The organism is Brevundimonas sp. (genome assembly GCF_032055285.1).
Lineage (GTDB): Bacteria > Pseudomonadota > Alphaproteobacteria > Caulobacterales > Caulobacteraceae > Brevundimonas.
Genome location: NZ_DAMBRE010000013.1, coordinates 44782 through 55762, shown reverse-complemented (window position 1 = coordinate 55762; position 10981 = coordinate 44782). Strand labels below are relative to the sequence as shown.

10 protein-coding genes are annotated in these 10981 nt (G+C 68.0%); all 10 read left to right on the top strand.

Annotation, left to right across the window (positions count from 1 at the left end; all coding sequences use genetic code 11):
* Window positions 1–215 (top strand): hypothetical protein (locus RTY13_RS17225; protein ID WP_312785357.1); only part of this gene is annotated, 215 nt, incomplete at its 5' end.
* Window positions 216–907: 692 nt separating this feature from the next.
* On the top strand, window positions 908–2662 hold the full coding sequence (locus tag RTY13_RS17220) for a dihydroxy-acid dehydratase (RefSeq protein WP_312785355.1): 1755 nt from the start codon (window positions 908–910) through the stop codon (window positions 2660–2662).
* Window positions 2663–2665: 3 nt separating this feature from the next.
* Window positions 2666–3679, top strand: a complete 1014-nt coding sequence (gene ilvC / locus RTY13_RS17215; RefSeq protein ID WP_312785353.1) for a ketol-acid reductoisomerase — start codon at window positions 2666–2668, stop codon at window positions 3677–3679.
* Between the two features lie 30 nt (window positions 3680–3709).
* Complete coding sequence (gene ilvG / locus RTY13_RS17210; RefSeq protein ID WP_312785351.1) at window positions 3710–5428, top strand: acetolactate synthase 2 catalytic subunit; 1719 nt, start codon at window positions 3710–3712, stop codon at window positions 5426–5428.
* Window positions 5429–5430: 2 nt separating this feature from the next.
* Window positions 5431–5685: an ACT domain-containing protein gene (locus RTY13_RS17205; protein WP_312785350.1), complete on the top strand. Its 255-nt coding sequence runs from the start codon at window positions 5431–5433 to the stop codon at window positions 5683–5685.
* Window positions 5685–6941: a 2-isopropylmalate synthase gene (locus RTY13_RS17200; RefSeq protein WP_312785349.1), complete on the top strand. Its 1257-nt coding sequence runs from the start codon at window positions 5685–5687 to the stop codon at window positions 6939–6941. Before RTY13_RS17205 ends, RTY13_RS17200 begins: the two co-directional genes overlap by 1 nt.
* The gene (locus RTY13_RS17195; RefSeq protein ID WP_312785348.1) at window positions 6925–7893 is read left to right on the top strand and encodes a branched-chain amino acid transaminase; all 969 of its coding nucleotides are present in this window, start codon (window positions 6925–6927) and stop codon (window positions 7891–7893) included. Before RTY13_RS17200 ends, RTY13_RS17195 begins: the two co-directional genes overlap by 17 nt.
* Window positions 7880–9289 carry a 3-isopropylmalate dehydratase large subunit gene (leuC, locus tag RTY13_RS17190; RefSeq protein WP_312785347.1) on the top strand — a complete coding sequence of 470 codons (1410 nt, stop codon included), beginning with the start codon at window positions 7880–7882 and terminating at the stop codon, window positions 9287–9289. Before RTY13_RS17195 ends, leuC begins: the two co-directional genes overlap by 14 nt.
* A complete protein-coding gene (gene leuD, locus RTY13_RS17185; protein ID WP_312785346.1) occupies window positions 9282–9875 on the top strand; it encodes a 3-isopropylmalate dehydratase small subunit in 594 nt (197 codons plus the stop codon). Before leuC ends, leuD begins: the two co-directional genes overlap by 8 nt.
* On the top strand, window positions 9872–10972 hold the full coding sequence (leuB, locus tag RTY13_RS17180) for a 3-isopropylmalate dehydrogenase (protein ID WP_312785344.1): 1101 nt from the start codon (window positions 9872–9874) through the stop codon (window positions 10970–10972). Before leuD ends, leuB begins: the two co-directional genes overlap by 4 nt.
* Window positions 10973–10981: the final 9 nt, after the last annotated feature.

Genomic DNA, 10981 nt, shown 5'->3' with positions numbered 1-10981 from the left:
CTTTCTCAACACTCCCGGAACCCGAAGACCCCAGCGGAGGCGGCCTTCTAAGGAAGGCACTCCTCCATGTCAACCAACCGTCTGAAGTTTCTGAAGTTCCGAAACCGAAGCTCAAGAACCGCAAAAAAAACCCAACCCAAGAAGCGAAAAGCTTCTCTGGCCAGCCAAATCAGCGATTTGATCGAAGCGCGGTAGATACTCGAACCAACCCATGAAGGCAAGAGGATTTTTCAACCCCCGCCTTCAAGAACTCCGAAAACAAGTCTCAGAAACCCTTAGGGCCAGCCCGTCTCCGAGCGAGCGGCGGATATAGGGATACGCCTTCGACTCTACAAGCCCCAATCGCCCGCACACGGAACTATCTGAACGAACCAGAATCGGGGAGCCAGCCCCGCACCGCGAGCCGAGGCGCCTGCCGCGCCTACACGACCACGCCCGACACCACACCAGCCGATCCATCCACGACCCGCCCGAAACCCCAACAAACCAAACCCGCCTGCAGTCAGGGTGAAATATTGCGCAGCAGCCGCAGCAAAGAAGAATGAACGCGCAAGAAGGCGCACACGCCTCACGATCATGCATTTTTATTCCACATTCAGACTTCGGCGGGTTGCATTGCAGCATGAAGGGCGGCATAAGAGCGCCCAGTTGAAAGGTTCTCCTGTGTCCCACCGCGCCGCCATTGCTGCGATCCTGAGCCCCGCGAAAGCGGCGGCCGATCTGCGCGTGCTGTCGCTGGGCGTACTCCTTCTTTCGGTAATTCTTATTCCGCTTAGCCGAGCGGTGTGGATGCCTGCGACCTGACCTAACCCAGTCAAAATCGCCCGCTTCACCCCGCTCCCTCCCGGCAGCGGGGTTTTTCATGTGCCCAGCACAGACCCGATAGGCAGAACCTTCCAAGAATCCGATGACCAACTCGTCCGACAGCAAAAAACAACCCAATGCACGCAGTTCGGCCGTCACCCAGGGGCCGAACCGGGCCGCCGCGCGCTCCTATCTGCGCGCAGCGGGCATGCAGGACGCCGACTTCGACAAGCCGATGATCGCCATCGTCAACACCTGGTCGACGGTCACGCCCTGCAACATGCACCTGGACCGTCTGGCCAAGGACGTGCGCGCCGGCATCATCGCGGCGGGCGGCTATCCGGTCGACTTCAACACCGTGGTCGTCACCGACGGCATCTCCATGGGTACGGCGGGCATGAAGGCCTCGCTGATCAGCCGTGAGGTTGTCGCCGATAGTATCGAGCTGGCGGTCGAGGGGCATCAGCTGGACGGCGTTGTCTGCATCGTCGGCTGCGACAAGACCATCCCGGCGGCGGCCATGGCCCTGGCCCGGATGGATATCCCCGGCCTGGTCTATTACGGCGGCACCATCATGCCTGGCCGGATCGGCGAGAAGGAGGTCTCGGTCCAGGAGGTGTTCGAGGCCATCGGCGCGCACGGCGCGGGCTCGATCGACGACGCCGAGCTGAAGCGGGTCGAAAGCGCCGTCTGCCCCGGCGCCGGCGCCTGCGGCGGCCAGTTCACCGCCAACACCATGGCCATGGCCCTGTCGATGATGGGCATCAGCCCCATGGGCGCCAACGACGTCCCCGCCGTCGATCCGGGCAAGGGCGCGGAAGGCGAGCGCTGCGGTCGCCTGATCGTCGAGCGCGTCTTCTCCGGCGACACCGCGCGCAAATACATCACCCGCGCCAGCCTGAAGAACGCGGCCATCGCCGTCTCGGCCTCGGGCGGCTCGACCAACGCCGTCATGCACCTGACGGCCATCGCCGCCGAGGCCGGCGTCGACTTCGGCATCGAGGACTGCCACCAGGCCTGCGTCGAGGCCCCGGTCATCTGCGACCTGAAGCCGGGCGGCCGCTTCCTGGCCTCGCACCTGTTCGCGGCGGGCGGCACGCGTCTGGTCGCCCAGCGCCTGGCCGAGGCCGGCAAGATCGCCAACACCCCGACCGTCAGCGGCCGCAGCCTGTTCACCGAGGCCGCCGAGGCCGAGGAGACCCCGGGGCAGCAAGTCGTCACCAGCATGGACGCCCCGGTCATGGCGCGCGGCTCCTACGCCGTCATCTATGGCGACATCGCCCCCGAGGGCGCCGTCATCAAGCTGACCGGCCACAAGGTCGACCGCTTCGAAGGTCCTGCCGCCGTCTTCGACTGCGAGGAAGACGCCTTCCACGCGGTTCAGGACGGCTCGGTCGGCGAAGGCGACGTCATCATCATCCGCTACGAAGGGCCCAAGGGCGGTCCCGGCATGCGCGAGATGCTCCAGGTCACCGCCGCCCTGAAGGGCCGCAAGGTCGAGAACGTCGCCCTGCTGACCGACGGTCGTTTCTCGGGCGCCAGCTACGGCTTCGTCGCCGGCCACGTCTCGCCCGAAGCGGCGGTCGGCGGCCCGATAGCCCTCATTCGCGATGGCGATCCGATCGTCATCGACGTCACCAACCGCCGGATCGATGTGCTCGTCGATCTGGAGGCGCGCCGGGCGGACTTCGCCCCCAACCGGGTCCGTCCGGCGCAAGGCGTTTTCGCGAAATACCGCGCCGCCGTCGCCTCCGCCTCGCAAGGGGCCGTGACCATCCCCAATCCGCCGCCGGCCCAGATCCCCGCAGATCTGGCCGCCTCCACCTATTCCAACGCCCCGATCTCTGAGGACGCCTGAACCATGGCCATCACCATCTACACCAACGACGACATCAAGCCGGGCGCCATCGCCGGCCAGCGCATCGCCGTCATCGGCTATGGCTCGCAGGGCCGCGCCCACGCCCAGAACCTGAAGGACTCGGGCCATGACGTGGTCGTCGGCGTTCGCCAGGGCGGCACGGGCTGGAAGCATGCGACGGCCGACGGCGTCCCCACCGCCGAGCCGGCCGAGGCCGTTCGCGGCGCCGACATCATCGCCATCCTGACCCCGGACATGATCCAGAACGAGGTCTATCGGGACATCATCGAGCCCAACGCCAAGCCGGGCGCCGCCCTGCTGTTCGCCCACGGCTTCTCGATCATCTACGACCGCATCACGCCGCGCGACGACATGGACGTCATCCTGGTCGCGCCCAAGGGTCCGGGCGATCTGGTCCGTCGCGAGTTCGCGCGCGGTCGCGGCGTCCCCAGCCTGTTCGCCATCGAGAAGGACGCGACCGGCAAGGCGCGCGACCGCGCCATGGGCTACGCCAAGGGCATCGGCGGCGCGACCGGGGGCCTGCTGGAGACCTCGTTCCGCGAAGAGACCGAAACCGACCTGTTCGGCGAACAGGCCGTCCTGTGCGGCGGCGCCAAGGAACTGGTCATCTCGGGCTTCAACACCCTGGTCGAGGCCGGCTACCAGCCCGAGATCGCCTACTTCGAATGCCTGCATGAGCTGAAGCTGATCGTGGACCTCTTCTACGAGGGCGGCATCTCCAAGATGCACCACTTCATCTCGGAAACGGCCAAGTGGGGCGCTGTCGCCTCGGGCCCGCGCGTCATCACCGACGAGACCCGCGCCCGCATGAAGGAGGTCCTGACCGAGATCCAGGACGGAACCTTCGCCAAGAACTGGATCGCCGAGAACGAGGCCGGCAAGCCGCAGTACCAGGCCTGGCTGGACGCCGATCGCCAATCCCACATCGAGCAGACGGGCGCCCGCCTGCGCGAGCGCATGGCCTGGCTGCAGACCCCCAAGTCTGAAGCCGCCTGACCCGCATATATATAAAGAGAGACTGACCCGATGAGCGCCGCCGCGCCCGCCCTGAAAACCGCCTCCGCCCCGGGGACCGTGAACGACACGGCCACCGGCGCGCGCCTGCTCGTCTCCAGCCTGGAGCGGATGGGCGTGGAGGTGGTCTTCGGCTACCCCGGCGGTGCCATCATGCCGATCTACGACGCCCTGACCGGCACGGGCCTGAAGCATATCCTGGTCCGTCACGAACAGGGCGCCGCCTTCGCCGCCGACGCCTATGCCCGCGCCTCGGGCAAGGTCGGCGTCTGCATGGCCACCTCCGGCCCCGGCGCCACCAATCTGATCACCGGCATCGCCAACGCCATGATGGATTCTGTGCCGATGGTCTGCATCACCGGCAACGTCCCCCAGGGCGTCATGGGCACCGACGCCTTCCAGGAGATCGACATCCTGGGCGTCACCCTGCCGATCGTGAAGCACTCTATATTAGTGCGCGACGCCTCGGAGATCCCGGCCGCTGTCGAACAGGCCTTCCACATCGCCGCCTCGGGTCGCCCCGGCCCGGTCCTGGTCGACCTGCCCAAGGACGTCCAGTTCGCCACGGCGGTCGCTCCGTTCGGGTTCAACATTCCCAATGAGACCAGCGACGTCGACCACGACGCCATCGCCGAGGCCGAACGCTTCATCCGCGCCGCCGAGCGCCCGCTGATCTACATCGGCGGCGGCGTAAAGATCGGCCGCGCCACCGAGGCCGTCCGCGCCTTCGCCGAGGCGACCGGCATCCCCACCGTCTCGACCTTGAACGCCTTGGGCACCGTCCCGACCGACGCCCCCGGCTATCTGGGGATGCTGGGCATGCACGGCACGCGCGCCGCCAATGAAGCGGTTCAGGCATCGGACCTGCTGATCGTCCTGGGCGCGCGTTTCGACGATCGCGCCACCGGCAAGCTGGCCGAGTTCGCCCCCCACGCCCGCGTCGTCCATTTCGACATCGACGCCTCCGAGATCGGCAAGCTGCGCGAGACCCATGTCGCGGTCGCCGGCGAGCTGAAGCCCGGCGTCGAGGCACTGACGACGCGCATGGCGTCCGCCCCTCTGGCCATCGACCCCTGGGTCATCCGCTGCGCCACGGCAGCGGTCCATCACGCCGCCCGCTATGACGCCCCGGGCGAAGGCGTCTATGCGCCCGCCCTGCTGAAGCAATTGTCCGAGGCCGCCGGCGACTGCTTCGTCGCCGCCTGCGACGTCGGCCAGCATCAGATGTGGGCCGCCCAGCACTGCCGCTTCTCCAAGCCGGAAGCCCACATCACCTCCGGCGGTCTGGGGGCCATGGGCTTCGGCCTGCCCGCCGGTCTGGGCGCCAAGCTGGCCGCCCCTTCGGCCACCGTCGTCACCATCGCCGGCGACGGCGGCTTCATGATGAACATCCAGGAGCTGGCGACGCTGAAGCGCTACGGCGTCGCCCTGAAGATCGTCCTGCTGGACAACGCCTCACTGGGCCTCGTGCGCCAGTGGCAGGAGTTGTTCTTCGAGGAGAACTATTCCGAGGTCGACCTGTCCGACAATCCGGACTTCGTGAAGGTGGCCGAGGCCTTCGGCGTCGAGGCCTTCCGCATCGACCGCCGCGATCAGGTCGAGGCCGGCATCGCCCGCCTGCTGGCGGCCGACGGCCCCTGCCTGGCCCACGTCATCATCAACCCCAAAGAGAACGTCTGGCCTCTGGTTCCGCCGGGCAAGAGCAACGCTGAAATGATGGAAGGCGCATGAGCATGAGCGACACCATTCACATCCAGATCGACCGGGCCGACGGCTCGCTTCAGCGTCTCATCGGCCTGGTGGAACGCCGCGGCTTCCACATCGACGGCATGAGCATGGCCGACATCGACGGCGCCTCGCGCCGCATCGCCCTGACCGTGCGCGGCCGCGACGCCGCGCGCTCCATCGACAATCTGGGCTGCCAGATCGACCGCCTGTTCGGCGTCGCTCGCATCAGCGCCCCTGCGTACCAGTCCGAGGCCGCCTAATGTCCCGAGTAGAACGAGTATCCAGAACCGCCGAGATTACGGCGTCAGATCCCAACCGCGTCATCATCTTCGACACCACCCTGCGCGACGGCGAGCAAGCCCCCGGCTTCTCCATGTCGGCCGAGGCCAAGCTGAAGATGGCCCATGTCCTGCGCGACCTGGGCGTGGACGTGATCGAGGCTGGCTTCGCCGCCGCCTCGCCGGGCGACGAGGAATGCATCCGCCGCGTCTGCGGCGAGATCGAGGGACCGATCTTCGCCTCGCTGAACCGCGCCAACGAGAAGGACATCGACGCCTCGTTCCGGGCTCTGGCCCCGGCGCCGAAATCGCACCGCCGCTGCCACGTCTTCCTGGCCACCAGCCCGATCCACCGCTCGGCCAAGCTGCGCATGAGCACCAACGAGGTCCTGGCCACCATCTCGCGCACGGTGGAATACGCCGCCTCGATGTTCGACGACGTCGAGTTCTCGGCCGAGGACGCCTTCCGCACCGAGCCCGAGTTCCTGGCCGAGGCCCTGATGGCCGCCGCCGACGCGGGCGCCCAGACGCTGAACGTGCCCGACACCGTCGGCTACGCCACGCCCGAAGAATCGCGCGAACGCTTCGCCTATCTGGACGGCATCATCCGCCCGCGCCACGCCGACATCATCTTCTCGTCGCACGCGCACAACGACCTGGGTCTGGCCGTGGCCAACTCCCTGGCCGCCGTCGAGGGCGGCGCGCGTCAGATCGAGGGCGCCATCAACGGCATCGGCGAACGGGCCGGCAACGCCTCGATCGAGGAGATCATCATGGCCCTGCGCACCCGCGCGGACCGCTATGGCGTCAGCGTATCCGCCGAGAGCCGCCACCTGGTGCGCGCCTCACAGACCCTGCGCGACGTGACCGAGACGGTCATCGCCCGCAACAAGGCCATCGTCGGCCTGAACGCCTTCGCCCACGAGGCCGGGATCCACCAGCACGGCATGATGGCCGACGCCCGCACCTACGAGATCATGCGTCCCGAGGACGTCGGTTTCGAGGGCAGCTACTTCGTGCTGGGCAAGCATTCCGGCCGCCACGCGGTCGGCAAGCGGGCCGAGGCTTTGGGCCATGTGCTGGAAGGCCAGCGCCTGGCCGACGTCTTCGCCGGCTTCAAACAACGCGCCGATCAGATCGGCGAAATCAATGACGCGGAGCTGACCGCCATCATCGCGGCTGTGACAGCCGGGGCGGCGCCCGCACAAATGGACAAGACCTATGCAACCGCTGGCTAAGCATATCTGGATCAATGGCGAACTGATCGCGTGGGAAAACGCCACGGTTCACGTCATGAGCCACGCCCTGCACTACGGCACCTCGGTGTTCGAGGGCATCCGCGTCTATGACACCCCGAACGGCCCGTGCGGCTTCCGCCTGACCGACCACATCCGCCGCCTGTTCGACAGCGCGCGCATCTATCACTTCCCCCTGCCCTTCACCGAGGACGAGCTGGTTCAGGCCTGCAAGGACGTGGTCCGCTCCGAGGGCCTGCGTTCGGCCTACCTGCGCCCTCTGGCCTTCCTGGGCGAGTGCGGCATGGGCGTGACCCCGTCGCCGCAGAACATCCGCACTGACGTCATGATCTCGGCCTTCCCCTGGGGTGCCTATCTGGGCGAGGAAGCCCTGGAGAAGGGCGTCGACGCCTGTATCTCCAGCTGGAACCGCGTCGCTCCCAACACCATCCCGGCGGGCGCCAAGGCCGGCGGCAACTATCTGTCCGGCTATCTGATCGGGCGTGAAGCCCGCGTCGGCGGCTTCGGCGAAGGCATCGCCTTGGGCGTCGACGGCCGCCTGTCGGAAGGCGCCGGCGAGAACCTGTTCGTGGTCAAGGACGGCGTCTTGATGACCCCGCCCGCCGCCGCCTCCATCCTGCAAGGCATCACCCGCGACAGCGTCATGAAGCTGGCGCGCGGTCTGGGCTACGAGGCCCGCGAACAGATCCTGCCGCGCGAAGCCTTGTACGTCGCCGACGAGGTCTTCATGACCGGCACCGCCGCCGAGATCACCCCGGTCCGCTCCATCGACGGCATCCCGACGCGCGCCAACGGCCCCGGCCCGATCACCAAGGCGGTTAACAAGGCCTTCCGCGGCCTGTTCGACGGCACGACGCCCGACCGTTTCGGCTGGCTGGAGCCCATCGGCGAGGCCGCCGCCTCTCCCAAGGAGCGCGTGCATGAGCCAGCCTAGAACCCTGTATGAAAAAGTCTGGGACCGGCACGTCGTCGTGCCGGAAACGGCCGAGACTCCGGGCGTCATGTATGTGGACCTGCATCTGGTCCACGAGGTCACCTCGCCCCAGGCCTTTTCCGAAATCGAGGCGCGCGGACTGAAGGTCCGCCGCCCCGACCGCACCTTCGCCACTCTGGATCACTCCACCCCGACCCTGCCCGCCGGCGCGGACGGCCAGCGCCCCTATTTCACCCAGGCCGCCAAGACCCAGGTCGAGACCCTGGAGGCCAACTGCGCCCGCCACGGCGTCGAACTGGCGGGCTGGGGCTCGGATCAGCGCGGCGTCGTCCACGTCATGGGGCCTGAGCTGGGCCTGACCCAACCGGGCATGACCGTGGTCTGCGGCGACAGCCATACCGCCACCCACGGAGCCTTCGGCGCCCTGGCCTTCGGCATCGGCACCTCGGAGGTCGGCCATGTTCTGGCCACCCAGTGCCTGCTGCAGCGCCGCGCCAGGTCCATGCGCGTGACCGTCGACGGGCGCTTGCGTCCCGGCGTCTCGGGCAAGGACGTGGCTCTGGCCGTCATCGCCGCCATCGGCTTCGGCGGCGGCACCGGCTACGTCATCGAATATGCGGGCGAGGCCGTGCGTTCGCTGGACATGGAAGGGCGCATGACCCTGTGCAACATGTCCATTGAGGCGGGCGCCCGGGCGGGCATGATCGCCCCGGACCAGACGACCATCGACTGGCTGCGCGGCCGCCAGCACGTCCCCGCCGACTATGAGGCCGCCGCCGCCGACTGGCTGAACCTGGCCTCCGACCCCGGCGCGACCTTTGACAAGGAAGTCGTGCTGGACGGCGCCGCCATCCGCCCCATGGCCACCTGGGGCACCACCCCCGACGCCGGTGCCCCCGTCGGCGCGCCCGTGCCGCAACCGCGCTCGGACTCGGACCGCAAGGCCATCGCCTACATGGGCTTCACCGCCGGCGAGGCGACCACCGGCCACAAGATCGATGTCGTCTTCATCGGCAGTTGCACCAACGGCCGCCTGCCCGACCTGCGCGCCGCCGCCGAGGTCCTGCGCGGCCGCAAGGTCCAGCCAGGCGTGCGCATGCTGGTCGTCCCCGGCTCCGAGGCCGTGCGTCGCGACGCCGAAGCTGAGGGCCTGGACAAGGTCTTCATCGAGGCCGGCGCCGAATGGCGCATCCCCGGCTGCTCCATGTGCATCGCCATGAACGGCGATTTCGTCGCCCCCGGCCAGTTGGCGGTCTCGACCTCCAACCGGAACTTCGAGGGCCGTCAGGGCAAGGACGCCCGCACCATCCTGGCCAGCCCCGCCACCGCTGCGGCCAGCGCCGTCGCCGGCGTCCTGACCGACCCGCGCGCCTATCTGGAAGCCGTCCATGTCTGAAGCGTTCCGAACCCTGACGTCGAAGACCCTGACCCTGAGCCAGGCCAATATCGACACCGACCAGATCATCCCGGCCCGCTTCCTGACCACCACATCGCGCGAGGGTCTGGGCGCTCACGCCTTCCACGACTGGCGCTATGAGGCCGACGGCTCGGCCAAGCCCGAGGCGGCGCTGAACCGCATCGATCCGAGCGAGCAGCGCATCCTGCTGGCCGGCCCCAACTTCGCCTGCGGCTCGTCGCGCGAACATGCCCCCTGGGCCTTGCTGGACTATGGCTTCCGGGCGGTGATCTCGACCGAGATCGCCGACATCTTCACCTCCAACGCCCTGAAGAACGGCCTGCTGCCCATCGTCGTCGACCAGGCCGTCTGGGACGATTTGGCCGCCCACCCCGAACAGCCCGTCACCATCGATCTGGAAGCCGGCGAGATCCGTCGCGGCAACGTCGCCCCCGTCCCCTTCAAGGTCGAGGCCTTCGCCCGTCAGTGCCTGCTCGATGGCGTCGACACCCTCGGCTGGCTGCAAGCCAGACTGCCCTACATCCAGACCTATGAACGCTTCCGCGAACCGGAGACCGCCGCATGACCGCCCCCCGCACCTTCAACATCGTGGTCCTGCCCGGCGACGGCGTCGGGCCTGAGGTCGCCCTGGCGGCCGAGCGCGTCCTGACCTGCATCGGCGACATCTACGGCCACAGGTTCGAGTTCACTGAACACCTGATCGGCGGCGCCGCCATCGACGCTACCGGCGAAGCCCTGCCCGAAGACACCAAGGCCGCCTGCCTGGCCGCCGACGCCGTGCTGCTGGGCGCGGTCGGCGGACCCAAGTGGGACGGCGCGCCGGTTCGCCCGGAGCAAGGCCTGCTGGCCATCCGCAAGGCCATGGGCCTGTACGCCAACCTGCGCCCCTTGCAGGTCTCGCCGGTCCTGGCCCACCGCTCGCCGCTGAAGAAGGAGATCGTCGAGGGCGTCGATCTGATCGTCTTCCGCGAGCTGACCAGCGGCGTCTACTTCGGCGAAAAGACCCGCACGGCCACAAGCGCCTCGGACCTGTGCGTCTATACGGTCGAGGAGATCGAGCGCGTCGCCCGCGCCGCCTTCCAGGCCGCCGGCCAGCGTCGCGGCAAGGTCACCTCGGTCGACAAGGCCAATGTCATGGAGACCAGCCGCCTGTGGCGCGAGGTCGTGACCCGCATCCACGCCGAAGAATATCCGCAGATTACCCTGGAGCACGCCCTGGTCGACTCCATGGCCATGCACCTGATCCGCAAGCCGCGCGAGTACGACGTCATCCTGACCGAGAACATGTTCGGCGATATCCTGTCGGACGAGATCTCGGTCCTGGGCGGCTCCATCGGCCTGTTGCCCTCGGCCTCGCTGGGCGCCGACGGCCCCGGCCTGTTCGAGCCGATCCACGGCTCGGCGCCCGACATCGCCGGCCAGGACCTGGCCAACCCGGTCGGCATGGTGCTGTCGGCGGCCATGATGCTGCGCCACAGCTTCGATCTGGAGGACGAGGCGGATTCCATCGAGGCCGCCGTCGCCGCCGTCCTGGCCTCGGGCGCCGTCACCGCCGATCTGGGCGGCGCCCTGGGCACGGTCGAGGCCACCCGCGCCATCGTCGACGCCATCCGCGCCATCCACTGGGCCGCCGCTCGCCACGTGCCCATGCACTGGGCCTGAGCCCGGCGC

What these genes read in the sequence shown, in the direction of transcription:
- RTY13_RS17220 (WP_312785355.1), top strand. Translation starts at nt 908, where the DNA reads ATGACCAACTCGTCCGACAGCAAAAAACAACCCAATGCACGCAGTTCG.
- ilvC (WP_312785353.1), top strand. Translation starts at nt 2,666, where the DNA reads ATGGCCATCACCATCTACACCAACGACGACATCAAGCCGGGCGCCATC.
- ilvG (WP_312785351.1), top strand. Translation starts at nt 3,710, where the DNA reads ATGAGCGCCGCCGCGCCCGCCCTGAAAACCGCCTCCGCCCCGGGGACC.
- RTY13_RS17205 (WP_312785350.1), top strand. Translation starts at nt 5,431, where the DNA reads ATGAGCGACACCATTCACATCCAGATCGACCGGGCCGACGGCTCGCTT.
- RTY13_RS17200 (WP_312785349.1), top strand. Translation starts at nt 5,685, where the DNA reads ATGTCCCGAGTAGAACGAGTATCCAGAACCGCCGAGATTACGGCGTCA.
- RTY13_RS17195 (WP_312785348.1), top strand. Translation starts at nt 6,925, where the DNA reads ATGCAACCGCTGGCTAAGCATATCTGGATCAATGGCGAACTGATCGCG.
- leuC (WP_312785347.1), top strand. Translation starts at nt 7,880, where the DNA reads ATGAGCCAGCCTAGAACCCTGTATGAAAAAGTCTGGGACCGGCACGTC.
- leuD (WP_312785346.1), top strand. Translation starts at nt 9,282, where the DNA reads ATGTCTGAAGCGTTCCGAACCCTGACGTCGAAGACCCTGACCCTGAGC.
- leuB (WP_312785344.1), top strand. Translation starts at nt 9,872, where the DNA reads ATGACCGCCCCCCGCACCTTCAACATCGTGGTCCTGCCCGGCGACGGC.